Raw genomic sequence first — 19,541 nt, 5'->3', positions numbered from 1 at the left:
TTCTATGAGTGAGAAAAAAATTCCGGTGCCCCATTTACCGCCTAGGTTATTGATGGATCTGTATACTGATTGTAATTTGAAGTGTCCAATGTGCATTGTTCACGGACAACCAGATGCACCAGAATTAAAGGGGATGCTGAAAAAGAGTATGACATTGGCAAACGCCAAGAAAATTCTCGATGAAGCGATGCCAGCAGCTCCTGCTGTTGGCCCTACGCTTTGGAGCGAGCCATTGATGAGCAAAGATATACTCATTCATCTCAAAAGTATGAAAATGAGAAATATGAATATATCCATGAACACAAATGGCTTGTTGATGAATAAGAAAATGTCAAAAGCCCTCATTGAGATTGGTGTAGATAGTATTACTGTGAGTGTTGATGCCACGACACCGGATGTCTTAGAACAAGTTCGTGGCATTAAAAACCTAGATAAAATCAAAAACAATTTATTTACTTTGCTAGAGCTACGAGGCGAACATTCATTACCACGGATCGGGGTTTCTTTGACCAAGCAAGATTGTAACCTACATCAGGTTGATGAATTTGTTGATTATTGGGTCAACATTGTTGATTTTGTCCGCATTGGTGAGATCTTTGAAGAAGGTACTTTTCCTAATGTGTCAGTAGATCATAGTCAACGTAAGCCCTGTCCAGAAATTTACTCGACGATGCCAATTCATACCGATGGCGATGTGTCACTTTGCTGCCTTGATGGTTTCAAAGATCAGGTCGTCGGCAATGTACTGGAAGAGGGTGTATCCGGTGTTTGGAATGGTGATAAACTTAACGAAATCAGACATTACCATGAAACGGGTCAATGGGATAAAGTCCCATTCTGTAAATCATGCGAGCGCTGGTCTTCTTCAGATTACACCGAAGAAGTCGTAGGAGAGGTCTTGATCAGGCGCTCTACTGAATATACTTTCTATAACGATATCCATAAGCTAAACAACTGGCGTGAAAATTGTCGGCATGAAAGGGAACAACAATCCCAACAAATAAATATAAAAATGGTGGATTAACTAATGCATGTTGGCATTTTTACTTACCAAACAGGGCATTTGAAGACCTATCAAATGATCCAAAAATTTTTGGCAAAATCTTATAAAGTTTCACTTTTTGCATTTCCGTTTCAACATAGGCCGCACCAGGCACGCGCCTTTGAAGAACGTCCATATCAAATTATTCCACTAGATATCGAATCGTTCTGTCAAAAAGCTGGTGTGAACTACATTGAAGTCCCGGGATGGGATGAAGCAGGCGCTTCAGTGGTAAACAGCGTCGCACAAAAACCCGATTACTTTATTACCGTGATCGCCAAGATTATTCCTCAACATTTTATTGACGGCAATACCATTATCAATGCCCACCCAGGCCTTCTTCCTGAAAATAGAGGTGTTGATGCATTTAAGTGGTCTATTGTGAATCAGGCGCCTGTTGGTATTAGCTTGCATGTAATTAACCGACATATTGATGCCGGACGTGTACTTAAAAGATTGGAAGTCCCTGTGATAGCAAGCGACAGCTATGATGATCTATGCGCTCGCGCCTATGACATGGAGTGTGATCTTTTGGCAAACTTTGTACAGTATTTGGATAACAACCAAGCTTGCAATGAAGTCGATATTAATTCACCACTGAGTAGAAAAAGCATACCCGAAGAACAAAATCAAAAATTTGACTCTGTTTTTCAAGAATATAAGAAACGCGTTTGTTTATGAATACCCATTTGAATAATGTCATTTTATATGGCATCAACGGAGTTACTGACCTCCTTAATAATAACTTAGATGGCGATAATATTATTGCTACAACCGACGGCAGTGGTGCTTTCGAAGAACAGCCCGTGCTTTCACTGGAGCAGCTTACACAACATAGAGACCGCAATGTCATTATTTGTTCTATTTTTGTTGATGACATTGTTGCATCCCTGCTGTCAATTGGCTTTCACATTGAGCAGATTTTCTTTTTCCATATGGTGAACAACCAAATAGAAAGTGCCTGCGACTTTCTTATCTCCCCTTGTCAAAAAGAAGATATCCTATATGCCATCTATGATTTAGGCAGTTCCATCGCAACATTTGACGCAACGAACTTTGCCGTATTAGCTGAGGCCAAGCGCATTGAGCTAGGTAAAAAGCATATTCATTTTATAGTTGTACCAAAACGAAACTTTCAACAGAGTATTCGGTTGCATGCGGTTCACGCTGAAGACGACGTAAATTGGCGAGTAAACCACATCCTGAACCCACTCTTTCAATGTATTAAGTCAACAACCGGGATCAGCTATTTAAACGCGAGGGAAGAATTAAGCGGGATACTCGGTGAATCCGCACACGTATTTCCGAGTAACTTTTCTTTGCAACACACTCAGCCACAGATGGGCTATCCAGAAATCATCGCGCAAACGCGAAAAGGGGTTGATGTAGCCCATTTAGAAGCGCCTGCGACAGCAAAAAGATTGGTCGACAACTACATTCAACACCATTGTGCTGACAAACAAATTATTACGATCACCATGCGCGAATACAACATGCATGAGCAACGTAATAGCTCAGCCGATGGTTGGTCAAAATTTTTGGCTGAGCTCGATACTGACAAATACTATCCAATTATTATTAGAGATACATACCAAGCGACGACACCAATCGCTGAGTCACTATCACATATAGAGCAGTTTCCACTTGCATCAATGGACCTAACGGTTAGAGTCGCGCTGTATCAGCGAGCATTTCTCAACTTTTCGATCCCCACTGGCCCTGCATACATGTTTTACTTTATTAAGCCTTGTCCATCTATTGTATTTAGAACGTTTAATGAAGAGCATTTCTCGACCAGTAAAGTCACAGTGGAGAAAGGCGGATTCTTTTTCGAACAGCAGCCTGAATTTAGACACCATGACAATCAACGTGTTTTTTGGGGTGAGGAGAATTACGAGAATATAACCGCTGCTTTCAATGCTTTTGAAAAAGATTTTGCACATGACTAACGTGTTTTTCAATGACCAAAATACCATTGCTTTTGACCAAGCTGGTATTGCACATCTCAAAGAGGTAGCTCAGGCTCACCCTCAAAAATGTGCGCGATTTTGCCTGCACCATGACAATCAGGCTGGCGTGCAAGAGATGCTTTTAGTCATGCACAGAGACAGTCGATTTGCACCGCACCGCCACCCAAACTACAAATCTGAGTCCATTCATATTGTTGAAGGGAAAATTGGCATGAGTGTGTTTGACCATAGCGGACAAGTGACACAGCTTAATGTGCTGGCACCAAATGCGCAGTTTTTATTTCGCCTTGAAGGCGGAACATGGCATTTGCCTATTGCACTTAGTGAGTGGGTCGTATTTCACGAGGTGTTTCACGGACCATATAGCAAAGAAGACGACGTTGAATCACTAAGGCATTATCAATCAGAAGCGGCCATAAACTCGCTCTACAATCAGTTAATTTCACAATTTAAAGAAATGGAAAGTAATGAGTAAACTTGCAATATTTGGTGGAGAGCCAGCCATACAATCTGCAATGCCAAAACGTGTCGCATTTGGCCAAAATGAAATTACCGCGCTTAATAACGCTGTTGAATTTTATTCTGGTGAAAGTGTTGATCCAGGTTACTTTGGTAAATTTGAACACGAATATTGTGAAAAATTTAACCAGTATATGGGAGGTGGCTATACGACTGCCGTGGCGACGGGAACGGCGGCCTTATATGTCGCGATTGCCGCCCTAGAACTGCCAAAAAATAGTCACATTGTGATGTCCCCTATCACTGACCCAGGCTCATTCAATGCCGCTGTTTTGCAAGGGTTTAAAGTATCCTTGGCCGACACAGCAACGGACAGTTTAAACACCAACTGGACACAAATTGAAAAGGTGCTTACACCAGAAACCAGTGCTATTTTACTCGTGCATTGTGCGGGCATTAACGCTGACATCGAAACCATCGCCAAAAATGCCAAAGCAAGAGGCATTAAGCTCATCGAAGACTGCTCACAATCACCAGGTGCAGAGGTCAACGGCAAAAAATTAGGTACTTTTGGTGATATTTGTGCACTTTCCACCATGTACCGTAAGAGCTTGGCTTCGGGTGGCAGCGGTGGGTTGGTATTTACATTGGATCAAAAGCTGCATTACAAATGCCTATCTTACGGCGATCGTGGTAAAGACTTTGAGAATCCAGAATATCAAGAGCGCAATGCTGAAGGCTATTTATTTCCGGCTCTCAACTGGAACACCAATGAGTTGTCCTGCGCCATCGGCATCGCTTCTTTGCAGCGACTAGACGACACTATTCGTGATCGCGCTAACTTCTGCAAAGCCTTAACTGATATGATGCAACAGTCAAAATTCTGCACTGTTCCTTCATTTATCGAGGGGACTTCCCCCTTTTTCTTGACTGTTTATTTAGAAGATCTCGGCGTCAGTAAAGCGCAGTTTTGCGATGCGCTGCTTGGCGAAGGTGTCGAGCTAAATCCACATTACAGGTTTGTGATCTCACAATGGCCATGGGCAAAACCGTATTTAACCCAGTTTCATCATACCCCAAATGCTCAGTCTGCCAGAGATCGATCATTCAACATTTATTTGAATGAAAATTATACCACTGATACAGCCAAAGCTATTTTTGCCGCAATCATCAAAGTCGAAAATTACTTTCTGGATCACCTTAGCAAAGAAATGTAAGAGAATTAATATGAATCAGTGTTTAGAACAAGAAAGCAACCGCCATTACCAGCACCGAAACAATTGTCGTTTGTGCCTGAGTACGGACATTCCGTTGGCGATCCCATTTGCACCAACTCCAATTGCAGAAAAATATGTATCTGACCCCAAAGGTGTGAAAACCCCATTATTCCCCGTACATCTATATATGTGTAATAACTGTGGTCACGTGCAAATTTTAGATGTAATTGACCCTGAATATTTATGGGCTGATTACACCTATCACTCAGGTCAAACTCAGGGAATTATCGACCATTTTAACGATGTTTCCCAACAGATACTTAGCAATTTTGGTCCGTTTAATAAAAAGTTTGTGATCGATGTTGGCAGTAATGACGGTACTTTTTTGAAATGCTTCAAATCACAAGGGTTTAAGGTTCTCGGCATAGATCCAGCGACCGAGATCGCAGCTAAGGCAACCAGTGAAGGCGTTGAAACAATTGCTGATCTAATGACTGAAGCACGCGGTCAACAGATCCAGTCCGAGTACGGTCAGGCAGATCTTGTAACTGCATTTAATGTATTTGCGCACGCAGATGAAATGATTGATTTGCTTAAAGGTATTGTGAAAGTTTTAGATAAAGATGGCCTCTTCGTTTTCGAAGTTTCATATCTAAAAGATATCATCGATAAAATGCTTATCGGAACTATCTTCCATGAGCATTTATGCAATCACTCATTAAAACCTATGATTGCATTCTTAGCCGCACAAGGGTTAGAAGTATTTGACGTAGAACATGTCTCTATTCAGGGCGGATCAATCATTGGCTTTGCCCAGCACAAAAATGGCCCACGCGAAATAAAGCCGTCGGTAGCAGCTATGGTAGACGCTGAAGACAAGGCTATGTTGCACGAATTGGCAACTATGGAACAATTTGTATCTCGCTTTGACGCTATGAAGCAACAAGTACGTGAAGCAGTCCAAAATACGTTAGACAAAGGCGGCGTTGTAGCAGGTTATGGTGCGGCGCGCAGTGGTCCAATGCTATTAACACAATACGAAATCGGCTCGGATGTTAGTGAGGTTTACGACGATCACAAACAAAAAGTGGGGCTTTTCACACCTGGCGATCTGATCCAAGTTAAGCCGACTCAAACCATAAATGAAACTCAGCCCGAGTTGACCGTTATTTTAGCTTGGATACATGCCAAAGCGATTGTCCGTAAGCATGAAGACTATCTTCAAAATGGTGGCCAATTTTTAACATTAACGCCAACCGTTCAATTAATTAATAAAGATAACTATGCCAACTTCATCGCGTAAAATTCGTTTAGGCTTTATTGGGGCTGGCTTTATTGGGCAAATTGCGCATCTTGAAAATTATGCGCAATTGGACAATTGCCAGCTGCACGCAATCGCCGATCTGCGCCCTAACCTCCTAAATCAAGTTGCCGACAAGTTCGGCATAGAAAACCGCTATGGCTCGCATAAAGAGCTTCTGGCAGATGAGCAAATTGATGCGGTCGTTGTTGTCACTGCACGCGCTCATACGGCAGACGTTGTGCGAGATTGTTTGTTGGCTGGCAAGCATGTCTTCAGTGAAAAGCCTATGGCTGGCAACAGCGAGATAGCGAACGCTCTAGTTCAGCTCGCCGAAAAACACGGGTTAGTTTATTGTGTGGGTTACATGAAGCGCTGTGATGCCGGGGTTGTAAAAGCCAAAAGCATATTTGATGAGTTGATGGCTCAAAATACACTCGGTAAACTTTTACAAGTTAGCGCGCAATGTTATATGGGGAATAGTTACTGCAAAGCGGCAGGCTATATCCATGGTGATGAGGCCAGACCAGATATGGTCAGTGAGGAAAATTTTGCGCCGAGTTTTTTAAGCGACAACAATAAGTCGTTATTTGCGCGTTATGTCAATGTCCATTCGCATTTATTGAACTTCATTCGTCACTTTTTAGGCACCAAGCCTTCCGTCGAGTACTTCAATACCCTTTCGCCTTTAGCACATGTCTGCGTTATGCGGGCCAATGAGCAACTAGTTGTGCTGGAAACCGGAGAGGTTGCGCAAAAGAACTGGCAAGAAAGGTGCACATTTATATTCGAGCAGGGTCAATTAATAGTCACATTGCCACCAGCCTTATTACGCAATGTACCTGCCACTATTGAGCTACAGCAAAATGCTGAAGTATCTCAACACACCCAATTTCAGGTAGAGTGGTCTTGGGCATTTAAAAATCAAGCAGCTACATTTATAGATAGTGTTCAAAACGGAAATATCAATAGCTTGATCAGTGCCAAAGAAGCATTGGTTGATATTGAATTAGCAGAGGATATATGGAAAAAGCTCAGCAATTAACACCAGTTATTTTTGGTGCCAGCGGACTACTCGGCGGGCATCTATTCGAGCATTTTCATGCTCAAGATCCGAATACAATTGGTACTTTTGGCCAAAACCCCAAAACGGGGTTAGTCGAGTTTGACTTGGTCAATGGCAATATAGAGACTTTAAATCTGCAACAGGATCGCAGCTATGTTGCAATTATCTGTGCCTCACTAACAAATATTGGCTATATCAACACAAACCCGCAAGCCAGCTTTGAAATAAATGTCAGCGCGACGGAGCGGCTTATTCATTCATTGACGGATAGGCAAATTCCGGTGGTGTTTATTTCATCAGACAATGTCTTCCCAGGCCGTACAGGCGCTTATACAGACGATAATATGGAAGCACCTGTTTCTGAGTATGGTGTGCAAAAGCGTGCTCTTGAAGCAAGGTTAACGGCAATCACCGATAGCAACTGCTGCATCGTAAGGCTTGCGAAAATTATCGGCCAAGCTGGAAAAGATGGCACCATATTGAATGACATTGTCGGCCAATTGCAATCGGGCAACGAAGTAAAAGCAGCTTCAGATCTGATATTTAACCCCACAGCAGTCCAAGATATTGTTTCTGCAATTGAGCACCTAATTAAAGGTCAATACAAAGGCACCTATAACTTTTGTAACCCTCAAGTTTTTAGCCGATTAGATTTAACAAATATGCTTGCTAAATCGTTGCATATTGACCCAGCAACTATCACAGATATTAAGTTTTCAGAGCTCGATAGCTCAGGTAAAAGGCCTCTCAATACAACAATGATCAACTCCTCAATCTTTGATGACTTTGACTTTACAGATGTTGAGACTTGTATTCAAAAAGGGTTGAGTTCATGGTGCAAATAGCCACTTCGAAAAAGTGTGTATTAGTACAGGGTAATTTTGACGTACTGCACCCGGGACATATTCGGCTTTTGAGCTTTGCAAAAGCATGCGGTGACCAATTGGTAGTCGCGGTGAACACTGACAGTGCAATGGCGGTAAAAAGCCGAGTCAGTGAACAACATCGTCTAGAGTTGGTTAATTCACTGGAGTGCGTCGACCATGCATTTTTAACAGGCGATACAGCCGAAAAAATTGTAGAGCAACTTCAACCCTATGCCGTGGTAAAAGGTAAAGAGTTTGAATGCCGGGAAAACCCAGAACTTGATGCCCTCAAAGTCTATGGCGGTAAATTGATTTTTGGTTCTGGTGAGTTTGAAAGTAATGCTGAGCAGTACATCAAAAAAAATAACCGCGTCGCCAGTAACCTCGACTTTTCGGAAGTGCAAGAATATGCCAAACGTCATAGTATCTTGCCCTCCAGCATTGCCAGTACACTAAACCAAGTTAAACAGTTGAATGTACTAGTCATTGGCGAAGTGATTGTCGACGAATATATTCAGGGTACGGCTGTCGGCATGTCTCAAGAGGACCCGACAATTGTGATGACACCGAATAAAACTGAGAAGTTTTTAGGCGGTGCTGCAATCACCGCCGGACACATTAAAGCACTAGGCGCTAAGTCGGTCTCGTTATTCTCTGTCATTGGCAATGATGACGCGGGTGAATACACCAAAGAAAAGGTTTTAAAGTATCAAGTAGACGCACAACTGTTTGTGGATTCAACTCGACCGACACCACTTAAAACCCGCTATCGTGCATCAAACAAAACGCTCCTGAGAGTCAACCAAGTGCGGCAGCACAAAATTGCCAAAGAGCTACAAAGAGACATTCTCGAAAAAATAACCGATGTGATCACCTCAATTGATTTACTGGTGTTTTCAGATTTTAATTACGGTGTTTTACCGCAGCCCTTGGTGGAATCCATTGCCGCCTTGTGTCACGAGCATGGCATAAACGTGGTGGCAGACAGCCAAACATCTTCACAAGTGGGCGATATTTCTCGCTATCATAATATGGACCTTATCACCCCAACAGAAAGAGAAACACGTGTTGCACTAAATAACCCGGATGATGGCTTAGTGATCCTCGCCAACAAGCTGACAAATAGAGCAAGCCCTAAAAACCTTGTTATTACATTAGGTGATGAAGGGATTTTTATTCACGTACCAGACCATAAACATAACAGTTGGGAAAATGATAGATTACCAGCCTTAAACCGCAGCGCCATCGATCCAGCCGGTGCTGGCGATTGCTTTTTAGCGGCAAGTGCCTTAGCACTGTCTGTAAATGCGTCTCCTTGGGAAGCATTCTACCTTGGTAGTCTCGCGGCGGCATGCCAAGTCGGCTCTTTGGGAAACACACCTTTATCACTCAACGTACTTGAACAAGCTATTTCTGAATCATTTAAGTAATATGAAAGCAATACTATTAGCTGCGGGATTAGGTACTCGCTTGCGTCCCCTCACAAATACCATCCCTAAGTGTTTGGTGCCCATCAATGGAGAGCCGTTACTGGGTTTGTGGATAAAAAAACTTATCGCACTGAATGTGGATGAAATTCTCATCAATGTCCACTACTTCGCAGAGCAAGTTGAACAATATGTCGCTCAGTCCCCTTATCGTTCTCGAATTACTTTAGTAAAAGAAGAAAATCTGTTGGGTACTGGGGGAACGCTTATTGCAAACCAAGATTTTTGGAAAGATGATACAACCTTAGTTATTCACGCTGACAACTACTGTGAAGATACACTCAGTGCGATGCTACAAGCGCACAACCAACGACCAACTCACTGTGATGCAACCTTGCTGCTGTTTGAAACGCCACAACCGCAGCAATGTGGTATTGTTGAACTGTCAGATAATGGCGTTATTGCTGCGTTTCATGAAAAAGTTGCCAATCCGCCGGGCAATCTAGCCAGCGGAGCACTGTTTATTTTTTCTGAACACGTGTTTGACAAACATTTATCACATTTTTCAAAAGGTCACTTTTATGAGATCAGTGTCGACTTCGTACCCCTTTTGATTAATAAACTGTATACATATAAAACTTCGGGTCTATATGTCGATATTGGTACACCTACTGCATACAAGAATTTGCAGTCTAAATTAAAGTAGCAAATAATGAGATTAGCCGAGCAGTTACTAAAAGCAAACAATGAAAGTCGCGATGCCCTGCATGTTAATGATCGCGGCTATTCGTATCAGCAGCTGCTGAACATCGCAAATAACATCATGGGTCGTTTGAGTCAAAAGACGCGCAGTATTGGTATTTTAAGTTACAGAGATATCACATATTTTGCTTCAGTGTATGGCTGTGCAACGAGTAATAGAACCTTTGTCCCGCTCGGTGTGAAGTTCCCAATTGAGCGCTTAGTGTCTATCGTACAACAAAGTGCACTTAACACTATTGTTGTTGCTCAGCAGTATGCAGACCTAGCTGAGAAACTGTCTCTGCACCTGCCTGACGTCACATTTATTTATATCGATAATACTGAATCGGAACACTACGCAACTCCGCCTGAAAGTTTGGAGCCCTGTGAGAACAACAATATCGCGTATATTCTCTTCACATCGGGGTCCACAGGAATACCGAAAGGCGTACCCATTAGTCTCGAAAACTTGCAAAGCTACTTAGACTATATGACTGACTATCTAAAATTGACACACCAAGATAGAGTCAGTCAAATATTTGACCCCACATTCGATTTAAGTATTCACGATATGTTTGTTACATGGTTAAGTGGCGCATGTCTATACGTTTTACCGGAAGCTGCAATGTTTGCCCCCGGCAAGTTTGCCAAAAAGCATGAAATTACAGTGTGGTTTAGTGTGCCCTCTACAGCCGCCATTATGGCGAAAATAGGCATGCTCAAACCCCAAGCCTACCCTCTACTCAGATATAGCCTGTTTTGTGGAGAGCCACTTCCAGTAGAATTAGCTAGAAAGTTTCAGCTTGCCGCGCCAAATAGCCAGGTAATCAACTTATATGGACCAACAGAAGCCACTATCGCCTGTACCCACCATATTTTTGAGCTTGAGCGGGAATATAGCCACTGCTATATCCCAATAGGCACTTGCTTCTCGCATATGCAAATGGCACTAAATGCTCAAAGTGAATTACTAATTTCTGGTAAGCAAGTGTTTTCAGGTTATTTAAATAACCCAACAAAAACCCGTGATTCATTTGATGTTATCGACGGACGGAGGTTTTACCGCACGGGTGACATCGCCAAATACAATCATCTAAACGAATTAGAGTATGTTTCACGTCTTGACGATCAGGTTAAAATACAGGGATATAGAATAGAACTGTCAGAGATAGACACGCTAAGTAAAGCATTAATCAGCAACCCGCTGGTACAGAGCATTGCTTACCCTAAAGGTGCACCACAATTCATTGCTTTATTTATTTGTGGTCAGGCCGATAAAAATATTGAACAGCAATTAATGACTAGTTTAAAGTCCAAATTACCCAGCTACATGATCCCAAAAAAGGTTCTATGGCTAAATGATATGCCATTGAATTCAAATGGTAAAATAGACAAACTAGCCTTGTATGCTATGTTGGAGAAAGAATGAGCTTAGCAAAAAACATCGAAGAAACAATTTATCAAACACTGGCTGAAAAGCACAGTGATGACGTTATCAATACCATCAATAAGGATGAAAGCCTTATCACCACAGGCCTGTTAGACTCAATGGATTTCATTACTATGTTGATGAACATAGAAAATACCTTCGATCTTGATATTGATTTTGAAGACGCTGATCCTGTCGCCTTTACTGCTATTAACGGCCTAGTAAAACTGCTTAGTGAACAACAAAATGCCTAATAAAGCGAACTGGCAGCAAATTTACAGCACAGAATATGTGAAAGCACCCGAGTGCTGGAAAACATGTGGTGGCTATTGCTGTAAAAACTTCTACGGTGAACACTTCAATATTCTTGATAAAAACGGGGTTTCATTACCCTTGTTAGAAAAAGAATATGAGTACTACCAATCTATTGGTGGTATTAGCAATATTACAGAGCCGCCCAAAAAGCGTACCTTTAACTTATCCAACGGTAAGTCTTTTAGTATATATTTACTCTCCTGTAACTGTGGGGGCGTTTGCGAGCCTCACGGCCATAGACCCTTGATATGCAGAATTTATCCATACTTTCCTGTGGTTGACGCCACAGGAACTATTTATGACTTTGAATACGCTGCACTGATGGATTTATTCTACCGAGACCCTGATGCTGAACATAAATGTACGCTCGTAAGAGAGCAATCGGAGCGTATAAAACGGGAGCTCACGATAAGTTTACGGCCTTTGTTACAAGACCCTGAAGTTGTATTTGTATTCCGCTGCTTAAAAGAGCTCGTAGATAGGCTAAAACTTAAAATGAACGGCTATATTAATACCTTAGATGAAAAGCAACTCAAGAAATTTATCAGTAAGTATGAGTGGATGATCCTCTCAGGAAAACCATGGAAAGACAAAGCCTTTGCACAACGTATTGATGATATCTATGACGAAGTCAAAGCAGCATTTGGAGGGAAAGATTTCTTATGAAGGCCAGCTCAACACAAGATATAAAAAATACATTGGCCGAGGTCGGTATAAACAAAAGTGACAATGTCTTTATACACTCATCTCTGTTTACATTAGGAAGAGTGAGCGATGTTACACCGAGAGATATACCCGCCGCCCTACTAAATTGCTTCGAACATGCAGTAGGAAAACAAGGCAATATATTTATGCCTTGTTTTAATTATGACTACCCTAGAACGCGTAGTGAAGATCTCCGCTCTCAAGAGACCGTTTTAGGCTATTGGCCGGAGTGGTTTCGAAATCAAGACCAAGTTTCTCGCTCAGGGCATCCCATGTTCTCAATATGTGGCCGCGGTCCAGATGCACAGCAGATTTGCAGATCAGAGCAACCAGAATTTTTTGCATTTGGTGAAAACTCGACTTTTGAGCGGCTGATTAATTCCGATAGTGTGCTAATTCTTCAAGGAATAGGTATGCGTGTTGCAACCGTCGTTGTTCAAATTGAGGCAATGCTCAATTTAAAATATCGCTTTAACAAACCCTTTATGGGTGAAGTCACACTCGCCAATGGTCAGATGGTAAAAGACAACTTTTACCACTTTTGTTTTCCGATAAATAACGCGTATCGTGAAGATTACTCTCAACTTGAGCAATCGTTGCTGGTAAACAACATTATGAAGAAACAAACATTGGGTCGTTCATTTATCTATGGCATTCGCATGAAAGCCCTGTATGAGTTTATTAAGCAACTAACACAAAAAGATCAATACGCGCTGTTAAACTGCCGCCCACAATCGCTCTATCGCTTTGAAGACGGCAAAGAAGTTAGTTACCCAGCCCCTAAATATTGATTTATTTCATTGAATGCGGCAACCAGTACATCTGCTTGCCGCCACTGCTTACCACCTGAACGACCAGAAATAATGATATTGTCGACACTACTTGCCAAGGTACTGTAATTTTTTTCATTATTTTGTTCAAATGCTTCTGTGGGAACAGGAAACGTATTGTGTATGACTTGCTTAACATGACTTAAACATGTTGCGTTGGGGTCGACAACTTGCATCTCTTTTAACTCATGCATAATTGCATCCAGCTGATAATTTTCCACCTCCTCTGGGCGACACAGTATTTCTGCGGACAAGGTGTTAAATTCACTTTGAGGGTTTAAATTAGGATACAGTGTAAGTCGAAATATATCGCTATATTTATCCCAAACCCACAGGTAATGCGACTGTTTGTCGACTAAAGGCTTGCTGAGATTTAAATGGAAAACAATGGCTGTTCTTAACTCAGGTCTATTCGCGACAACTGGCAACCCAAGCGCGTTGAGCGCAATAAATGGCGGAGCACTCCAAAACAGCAAATCACACTCCAGCGCCTGTGGCTCCCCTTCGATAAATACTTTCTCAACTTTGCGTGCTCGTGTTTCCAAAGATGAAATTTTGCAATTGCACCGAATATCAACACCCGCCTGCTCCACTTTAGTTTTTAAGTAGTCGACCCAAGCTTGAATACCACAATGTGAGGTAGGGTAATAATAATCAGGTGTCGAAGAGGCATCTTTTTGCTGCCTTGCAATAAAATGAGCCTCAGTTTGATAACCCAGTTTAGCGTCAAATACCGGCAGATCCTTTAGTGCATTTGCGACCTCAGCATCAAAAGCCAAAATGCGCGTAAAGCCGAATAAACCCGCGCCCATCGTCAACTTCGAAAGATCAGTGTGACGTCCATATAACTTTTCTAGAATTGGCTTAATAATATGCTGTGTAAACGTCTCACCTAACACTTCTTGGCAATAAGGCATGATGTGATTTTGGCTTGAAGGGGTAGTACTTTGAATTAATTCTGAACACCCTTGTTGATATGTCGCTACATCAAGCTTCTTACTATCTGCAAATGGTGAGTTAAGGTCCCATGAGCCACCAAAATAATTACCCGACTTGAGTTTTTTAATCACATTCCAATGATTGCCTTGCTCATGTGGGGCGCCAAATAAAAGGGTATCGAGCTCTTCGATCCCTGTCGCATTGGGGATATGAGAACCCATATCATAGTAAGCCCCTAGATCATCTTTGACAGAGCGAAACAGACCGCCGACTTCATCACTTTGTTCAATAAGCGTGACTTCTTTAAAATTGCGTTTTAGTAGTAGCGCAGCCATTAAGCCACAGATGCCACCACCCACTACCACTGCTTTATTTTGCATAATTGCCTCTTGAACTTGGAAACTAGATATCTCAATACTGCCCTTTCGACAGTTCAACCAACCTGATCTGTATCAGGTTTAAAAGCGCTAATAGACCACTGAGCACTAAGGATATTCCCTGACAATGTTTGAGACGTACTCAAGGCAATATTCACTTTTTCAAAACCATCAAATAACAGTGTTACATCCTTTTCAGATGCAAAATAAAGGCCATCAATATCCTGATAACCTTCATATCTAAACCCTGTTGTAAACTCACTCGTTGCGTTCAATGCACTGTTATGTGCAGGATGGCTATCGGCATACATTTGAGAAAATAGGCGACCTTTTGGTCTGAGAACGCGAAGTACTTGCTGTAAAGCAACCTCTATCTGAGGCTTAGGTACGCAATTAAGTGCGCTCCTATCAATCACCAGATCAAAACATTCATCAGGCCAAGGTAAATCTGTAAAGCAACCCACTTTAAGGTCGGCATTAAGGTTGCGCTCCGACAGGCGTGCTTGGGCGAAGTCTATTGCACTTTTAGAGCAGTCTATTGCTGCGCATGTGACACTTTCAGACGCCATGAAAACCACGTTATTACCAGCACCACAGCCAAGCTCTAGTACTTTAAGAGCGGGGTTATCACGTTTCATTTGAAAAATCAGGGAAACAATGTCACTAAACGGATAACGGTTTAACTGTTTACCCGCTTGATAAATTGATTCCCAACTCGCCATTACACCATCTCTAAAAGTGATTGTTGCTCTAATTTGCCAATTGCACTTTGCATATCAGTTACACACTTATTTTGTAGGTTGGCAATATCAATTGTATCGTGCTCACAGTCACCATAGTTGAGTAACATGCGCATGTCATTGAGCTCTGAAGCTTGACGCTCACGTTCTTTTGTCACCATGCTCACAGTCGGATACAAACCTCTACTGCCAAGGTTTGGCTCGCCATAAGGACAAGTATTTTCAAATGTTGCGCACTGTTCATGTGCTAAAAATATCTGCTCAAGTTTATCAATGCTATCTAGCAGAGGGTCAATACCCATAGCTTCTTTGTTGTCGAGCGATGTGTGATATTCATCAAACCCAGTGTGGAATGCCCTACTTACACAACATACAGGTAGTTGAAAGCCAGGGGAATTGTATTGCCGCTCATCAGACCCCTTCAACGGACTAAAAGGAATATTACTGTGCTTATAGCCAAAGCGATTCAAATGCGGCAGCAATTTATCAAGAATACCTTGCTCATTACGGCTTTGTTTAAAAACAAGCTCGTCTGGTTCTCCTCCCATACAATTGATCACTAACCCGGATACCATATTCTCTTTAAAATGCTCTCCAAGCATATGCAATACCGACAAGCTACCAATTGTTTCAGGGTTTAAAATAAATCGATAGGTATAACGACGGTTTGGCCACTGCTTTATCCGATTGTATAAACCCAATAAAACCAGTGGACCGCTTAATTCATTGTTGGCCATAGATGGATGACAAAGATATGAGCTAAGCATTACTTCTTTTTTGGACTGGCCTTCTAATACTGTTTGAGCGATATCCAAAGTGCCGTCTACAAATTCGCTTTTTACCACCGCTTTATATGTGCCTGGGCGCAGCTTATCTCTTGATTCCTGAGAAAGACAAAAGCCCCAGCGTTTTTTATAGTAGCTAGTTACATACGGGACCGCAGCCGGAAGATCTGGCAAACTATATAAGTGGTTCTGCAATTCATCCAGTTCAATATCTCTATCTACTGGCTCAGAATAATTTAAAACCTCTATGTTCAAGCGCTTCATATCAGCGACTTTATTGCCTTCAGGGTCAAGTAAATAAGCATCTTCACAGTGCCACTCTTGCGGAATTTTCCAGTCAAAAACACGTGAGCCTGATTTAAATGAACAAATTTCTAACGGCATATAGCGGCCAAATATGTCGTAGCTTTGACGCAAGCCCGGTCCTGTAATAGAACGTAAAATAGGGAACAACTCGTCGTACAGATCGCTATAAAACTCCGCCGTTTCTTGATAACTCACTATTTACTCCTTGCCCAAATCACACTTAGCACGATAGTTATCTCTGTAAAAATCTTTCATTTCAGTGATATAACCTTTCCATAATTCATTTAATTCGCTGTAACTCTCTAGCGTAAACTGATCATCTTCGTAGGTGTACAACAGAGACAACATAGGACAGTGATAATACAGTAATGCACCTTTAATCATATGATGAAGGTGATGCAATGGCGTATTTCTAAACGAGTAGATATACCTTGCTTGCCTAAGTAAGATATTTGACGCTTGTTTTCGAGTCGTTACTGGTTCATTTGCCAAGCTAAGTAAGTGCTCACAGATATCTTCAAATACATCAACACCAAGTAATTTGTCATCATATTGCTCTACGTCAAATTGCATAAAGTAATCTTGCTTGAGAAACTCAATCTGCTCGAATTTGTCCCTTGCAGTTGGCAAAGGTAATAATTCTTCCGCACGTACTTCATGTGCACCTGCTAACTTTGCGCCATTACCAATATTGTAAACATTCCTTCCAGTTGGGTAATGAGCAATCAGCTTCTCTAGCTGGCTGTGAGCCATCATAAACAAATCATTACTTTCGACCTGCCCACCAAAATTGGCTGGTAAATATTTACCATCCATCCTCAAACAAGCGATCCCTTCTTCGCTTTCATCATCTTGGTTGATGCGATAGATACTATCTTTACTATGGTGCTCACCCGTCAGTAAGTTGCCATTATCAATACCAAATAAATAAATATTCTTGAAACCAGTAAACATGGCAAAGGAAAGCGCTGCATTCGCAACCACTGGGTTACAATATGGCATCAAAGGAATACCGACATTTCTTTGAGTCTGACTCAATATTTCCAGTAAGAAAGTACCTGCCTCATTGCCTTTGCCAGCAATTCCCGACCATTTGTATCTATCGGTGTTATCGGGATAAAGCGTATTAAGGCCGATCAAATTTGTCTTTTTATATTCCTCGGCAGGAAATATATCACCAAATATTTTGTAGTTAGAGTAAGGGCGCTCGACCAGTACGTGGAAGTCAACTGGAATACCCTTTTTATATAAAGACGCAATTGAAGTACCGGCAGCCATCAAAATAGCACGATCACAGTTTTCTTTTATAAAAGCTTCAGCTTCATCTAGCGAGGGACCATTACCTAAAATAAAAACAGGAGTAGATAAATCCAAACGTTTGTCTTTGGGCTGAACCAACATCGGAATATTCTTTTCTAACAGATGCACAGTATGAGACAGACCCGTTATCGCATCGTTAAAGAACCCATGCCCGAATTGAAACTTGAAGTATTGCTGAGACCACTGTTGGATCAGTTCGATAATTTCTGGTAGTGGCGTGTGTTGATAGCAAAATGACCTAACCACAGAGAAGGCACCAACATTGTCGGCCAATACTTCCAAATCTTTGATAAAGTTATCTTTATTCGCACCAAGCTGGAAAAACAAAGAACCACCTTGTTCATCTACCTTTTTTATAATGTCATACCAATTAGTACAAAATAAGCTAGCAAAGAATACTTCAAAATCAGGTTCAATAAGAAAGCAATAATCAAATGTGGTTTTTTCAAGCAGTAGCTCTATATGGTAGCCTAGGCCAATGCCAAAAATCATAGCTGACGGAAAGTTTTCAGGTAATTGAGCAAAGTGCGCCTTTTTCTCTGCCTGTACTTTACGTAATGCATCTGTCATAGCACCCATATAACGCACATGAATGCGTGTATCATTCGGATCAGATTGATATGACGTATAATCTGTCGCGCTGAACATGGGGTGCTGTATACTGTACTCAACTTGTTGTGTTACCTGACCTATCGGGTCATCACTATATATCGGCGCTGAAAGGTTTGCAGGAACGAAGTTGCCGTGCCCGGTTGATGTGACATGAAGACAAAAATCTTCACGTACGTTGAATTCTTTGATTGCGTTGGCGATATCCGGATAATACTCTTCAAAGCACGTGACATTGCGAGCAAACCTTTCATTTGCTTCTGTTGCAAATTTTGCTTCCCGAGCCTGATGTTCAATTGAATTTGCTAACTGCTCGTCAATAATTTGAATTTGTTCTTCGAGGGATTTTTGACTCATATTAAATTTGATTGTTGGTTAGATGCTTTTATATGCGTTTATTTTCTTTTTATTGCCTAAATGTCGAGATAGCTGCGTAGTGACATCACCTTTTTGTTGTCGCAGCCTGTCATTTATAGCTGATATATTCGCATAGCAATTTTGTAGGTGCACGACTTGTTCTTGGGTCAAGTTGATATCATCACTTGTAAATATCTTCTTCAAAGACAAGTCTAAATTAGTTAGTACTTTTTCCGCGCTTTCTAGCTCACCAGCCTGACAGTGAGCTTCCAGTTCTTCTATATGGTCTTCAAGCTTAGCTAGCTCAGCCGACATTTGCATCAGCACCATTTTGGTTTAGCGTCTTTTCTCGTACATCATAAGGAATAGCATCCCAAGCAGACTTGATTTCCTTCAACAAATTAGAAACTTCATCTATGATTGCCGGGTCGTTTTGCATACTCGCATCTAACAAACGCTCTAACATGTAAGTATACAGAGCATATAAGTTTTCAGTTACTTCGCCACCAACTTCAAAATCCAGACAATCTCTCAATGCACCAATAATGGCAGATGATTTAGAAATATGTTCAGACTTGGCTTCTAAATGTTTTTTCTCAATTGCCACTTTTGCGAGGACCATTTTTTCAATCGCGCCCGCCATGAGCATTTGGATCACTTCATATCTATCAGCACCAGCAACACGCGTTTTAAGTGCCTCACGCTGATAATTTTTGACTCTTGCGTTATACATAACGGCTC

General features: G+C 41.6%; 20 protein-coding genes. 14 read left to right on the top strand and 6 right to left on the bottom strand.

Annotation, left to right across the window (positions count from 1 at the left end):
* Positions 1 to 4 precede the first annotated feature (4 nt).
* Genes QNM18_RS25685 through QNM18_RS25620 form a run of 14 tightly spaced genes read left to right on the top strand, consistent with a single transcriptional unit; the run spans position 5 to position 13,328 of the window.
* Complete coding sequence (locus tag QNM18_RS25685) at positions 5 to 1,024, top strand: radical SAM/SPASM domain-containing protein (protein WP_247687345.1); 1,020 nt, start codon at positions 5 to 7, stop codon at positions 1,022 to 1,024.
* A gap of 3 nt (positions 1,025 to 1,027) precedes the next feature.
* Positions 1,028 to 1,723 (top strand): formyltransferase family protein, encoded by a 696-nt coding sequence (locus tag QNM18_RS25680; RefSeq protein ID WP_211010410.1) that lies wholly within the window; start codon positions 1,028 to 1,030, stop codon positions 1,721 to 1,723.
* Positions 1,720 to 2,991, top strand: coding sequence for a hypothetical protein (locus QNM18_RS25675; protein WP_284138814.1), 1,272 nt, complete (start codon positions 1,720 to 1,722; stop codon positions 2,989 to 2,991). Before QNM18_RS25680 ends, QNM18_RS25675 begins: the two co-directional genes overlap by 4 nt.
* Positions 2,984 to 3,487, top strand: coding sequence for a WbuC family cupin fold metalloprotein (locus tag QNM18_RS25670; protein WP_284138813.1), 504 nt, complete (start codon positions 2,984 to 2,986; stop codon positions 3,485 to 3,487). The genes QNM18_RS25675 and QNM18_RS25670 overlap by 8 nt, the downstream gene beginning before the upstream one ends.
* Positions 3,480 to 4,688, top strand: coding sequence for a DegT/DnrJ/EryC1/StrS family aminotransferase (locus QNM18_RS25665; protein WP_211010407.1), 1,209 nt, complete (start codon positions 3,480 to 3,482; stop codon positions 4,686 to 4,688). The genes QNM18_RS25670 and QNM18_RS25665 overlap by 8 nt, the downstream gene beginning before the upstream one ends.
* Positions 4,689 to 4,698: 10 nt before the next feature.
* Entirely contained in the window at positions 4,699 to 5,991 is a 1,293-nt protein-coding gene (locus tag QNM18_RS25660) for a class I SAM-dependent methyltransferase (protein ID WP_284138812.1), read from the top strand.
* Positions 5,972 to 7,033 (top strand): Gfo/Idh/MocA family protein, encoded by a 1,062-nt coding sequence (locus QNM18_RS25655; protein ID WP_284138811.1) that lies wholly within the window; start codon positions 5,972 to 5,974, stop codon positions 7,031 to 7,033. The genes QNM18_RS25660 and QNM18_RS25655 overlap by 20 nt, the downstream gene beginning before the upstream one ends.
* Positions 7,012 to 7,899 carry an SDR family oxidoreductase gene (locus QNM18_RS25650; RefSeq protein ID WP_284138810.1) on the top strand — a complete coding sequence of 296 codons (888 nt, stop codon included), beginning with the start codon at positions 7,012 to 7,014 and terminating at the stop codon, positions 7,897 to 7,899. The genes QNM18_RS25655 and QNM18_RS25650 overlap by 22 nt, the downstream gene beginning before the upstream one ends.
* Entirely contained in the window at positions 7,887 to 9,350 is a 1,464-nt protein-coding gene (locus QNM18_RS25645; RefSeq protein WP_284138809.1) for a PfkB family carbohydrate kinase, read from the top strand. The genes QNM18_RS25650 and QNM18_RS25645 overlap by 13 nt, the downstream gene beginning before the upstream one ends.
* Position 9,351: 1 nt before the next feature.
* Complete coding sequence (locus QNM18_RS25640) at positions 9,352 to 10,053, top strand: nucleotidyltransferase family protein (RefSeq protein WP_211010402.1); 702 nt, start codon at positions 9,352 to 9,354, stop codon at positions 10,051 to 10,053.
* 6 nt (positions 10,054 to 10,059) lie between these two features.
* Complete coding sequence (locus tag QNM18_RS25635) at positions 10,060 to 11,517, top strand: AMP-binding protein (RefSeq protein ID WP_284138808.1); 1,458 nt, start codon at positions 10,060 to 10,062, stop codon at positions 11,515 to 11,517.
* Entirely contained in the window at positions 11,514 to 11,771 is a 258-nt protein-coding gene (locus QNM18_RS25630) for an acyl carrier protein (RefSeq protein ID WP_211010400.1), read from the top strand. The genes QNM18_RS25635 and QNM18_RS25630 overlap by 4 nt, the downstream gene beginning before the upstream one ends.
* Complete coding sequence (locus QNM18_RS25625) at positions 11,764 to 12,498, top strand: hypothetical protein (RefSeq protein WP_211010399.1); 735 nt, start codon at positions 11,764 to 11,766, stop codon at positions 12,496 to 12,498. The genes QNM18_RS25630 and QNM18_RS25625 overlap by 8 nt, the downstream gene beginning before the upstream one ends.
* Complete coding sequence (locus QNM18_RS25620; protein ID WP_211010398.1) at positions 12,495 to 13,328, top strand: AAC(3) family N-acetyltransferase; 834 nt, start codon at positions 12,495 to 12,497, stop codon at positions 13,326 to 13,328. The genes QNM18_RS25625 and QNM18_RS25620 overlap by 4 nt, the downstream gene beginning before the upstream one ends.
* Here QNM18_RS25620 and QNM18_RS25615 read toward each other — a convergent pair.
* From QNM18_RS25615 to fliS, 6 genes are read right to left on the bottom strand one after another with little or no spacing between them, the layout of a single operon-like run.
* Entirely contained in the window at positions 13,307 to 14,686 is a 1,380-nt protein-coding gene (locus tag QNM18_RS25615) for an FAD-dependent oxidoreductase (RefSeq protein ID WP_284138807.1), read from the bottom strand. The two genes, QNM18_RS25620 and QNM18_RS25615, sit on opposite strands and share 22 nt — an antisense overlap.
* A gap of 53 nt (positions 14,687 to 14,739) precedes the next feature.
* The gene (locus tag QNM18_RS25610) at positions 14,740 to 15,405 is read right to left on the bottom strand and encodes a class I SAM-dependent methyltransferase (RefSeq protein WP_284138806.1); all 666 of its coding nucleotides are present in this window, start codon (positions 15,403 to 15,405) and stop codon (positions 14,740 to 14,742) included.
* Positions 15,405 to 16,709, bottom strand: a complete 1,305-nt coding sequence (locus QNM18_RS25605; protein WP_284138805.1) for a DUF4910 domain-containing protein — start codon at positions 16,707 to 16,709, stop codon at positions 15,405 to 15,407. The genes QNM18_RS25610 and QNM18_RS25605 overlap by 1 nt, the downstream gene beginning before the upstream one ends.
* A gap of 3 nt (positions 16,710 to 16,712) precedes the next feature.
* The gene (locus tag QNM18_RS25600) at positions 16,713 to 18,800 is read right to left on the bottom strand and encodes a motility associated factor glycosyltransferase family protein (protein ID WP_211010395.1); all 2,088 of its coding nucleotides are present in this window, start codon (positions 18,798 to 18,800) and stop codon (positions 16,713 to 16,715) included.
* Positions 18,801 to 18,818: 18 nt separating this feature from the next.
* Positions 18,819 to 19,115 carry a hypothetical protein gene (locus QNM18_RS25595; RefSeq protein ID WP_284138804.1) on the bottom strand — a complete coding sequence of 99 codons (297 nt, stop codon included), beginning with the start codon at positions 19,113 to 19,115 and terminating at the stop codon, positions 18,819 to 18,821.
* Positions 19,105 to 19,533 (bottom strand): flagellar export chaperone FliS, encoded by a 429-nt coding sequence (fliS, locus tag QNM18_RS25590; RefSeq protein ID WP_284138803.1) that lies wholly within the window; start codon positions 19,531 to 19,533, stop codon positions 19,105 to 19,107. Before fliS ends, QNM18_RS25595 begins: the two co-directional genes overlap by 11 nt.
* Positions 19,534 to 19,541: the final 8 nt, after the last annotated feature.

Source organism: Pseudoalteromonas obscura (genome assembly GCF_030135505.1).
Lineage (GTDB): Bacteria > Pseudomonadota > Gammaproteobacteria > Enterobacterales > Alteromonadaceae > Pseudoalteromonas > Pseudoalteromonas obscura.
This window is presented reverse-complemented; position numbering and strand designations above follow the sequence as displayed.

What these genes read in the sequence shown, in the direction of transcription:
- QNM18_RS25685 (WP_247687345.1), top strand. Translation starts at nt 5, where the DNA reads ATGAGTGAGAAAAAAATTCCGGTGCCCCATTTACCGCCTAGGTTATTG.
- QNM18_RS25680 (WP_211010410.1), top strand. Translation starts at nt 1,028, where the DNA reads ATGCATGTTGGCATTTTTACTTACCAAACAGGGCATTTGAAGACCTAT.
- QNM18_RS25675 (WP_284138814.1), top strand. Translation starts at nt 1,720, where the DNA reads ATGAATACCCATTTGAATAATGTCATTTTATATGGCATCAACGGAGTT.
- QNM18_RS25670 (WP_284138813.1), top strand. Translation starts at nt 2,984, where the DNA reads ATGACTAACGTGTTTTTCAATGACCAAAATACCATTGCTTTTGACCAA.
- QNM18_RS25665 (WP_211010407.1), top strand. Translation starts at nt 3,480, where the DNA reads ATGAGTAAACTTGCAATATTTGGTGGAGAGCCAGCCATACAATCTGCA.
- QNM18_RS25660 (WP_284138812.1), top strand. Translation starts at nt 4,699, where the DNA reads ATGAATCAGTGTTTAGAACAAGAAAGCAACCGCCATTACCAGCACCGA.
- QNM18_RS25655 (WP_284138811.1), top strand. Translation starts at nt 5,972, where the DNA reads ATGCCAACTTCATCGCGTAAAATTCGTTTAGGCTTTATTGGGGCTGGC.
- QNM18_RS25650 (WP_284138810.1), top strand. Translation starts at nt 7,012, where the DNA reads ATGGAAAAAGCTCAGCAATTAACACCAGTTATTTTTGGTGCCAGCGGA.
- QNM18_RS25645 (WP_284138809.1), top strand. Translation starts at nt 7,887, where the DNA reads ATGGTGCAAATAGCCACTTCGAAAAAGTGTGTATTAGTACAGGGTAAT.
- QNM18_RS25640 (WP_211010402.1), top strand. Translation starts at nt 9,352, where the DNA reads ATGAAAGCAATACTATTAGCTGCGGGATTAGGTACTCGCTTGCGTCCC.
- QNM18_RS25635 (WP_284138808.1), top strand. Translation starts at nt 10,060, where the DNA reads ATGAGATTAGCCGAGCAGTTACTAAAAGCAAACAATGAAAGTCGCGAT.
- QNM18_RS25630 (WP_211010400.1), top strand. Translation starts at nt 11,514, where the DNA reads ATGAGCTTAGCAAAAAACATCGAAGAAACAATTTATCAAACACTGGCT.
- QNM18_RS25625 (WP_211010399.1), top strand. Translation starts at nt 11,764, where the DNA reads ATGCCTAATAAAGCGAACTGGCAGCAAATTTACAGCACAGAATATGTG.
- QNM18_RS25620 (WP_211010398.1), top strand. Translation starts at nt 12,495, where the DNA reads ATGAAGGCCAGCTCAACACAAGATATAAAAAATACATTGGCCGAGGTC.
- QNM18_RS25615 (WP_284138807.1), bottom strand. Translation starts at nt 14,686, where the DNA reads ATGCAAAATAAAGCAGTGGTAGTGGGTGGTGGCATCTGTGGCTTAATG.
- QNM18_RS25610 (WP_284138806.1), bottom strand. Translation starts at nt 15,405, where the DNA reads ATGGCGAGTTGGGAATCAATTTATCAAGCGGGTAAACAGTTAAACCGT.
- QNM18_RS25600 (WP_211010395.1), bottom strand. Translation starts at nt 18,800, where the DNA reads ATGAGTCAAAAATCCCTCGAAGAACAAATTCAAATTATTGACGAGCAG.
- QNM18_RS25595 (WP_284138804.1), bottom strand. Translation starts at nt 19,115, where the DNA reads ATGTCGGCTGAGCTAGCTAAGCTTGAAGACCATATAGAAGAACTGGAA.
- fliS (WP_284138803.1), bottom strand. Translation starts at nt 19,533, where the DNA reads ATGTATAACGCAAGAGTCAAAAATTATCAGCGTGAGGCACTTAAAACG.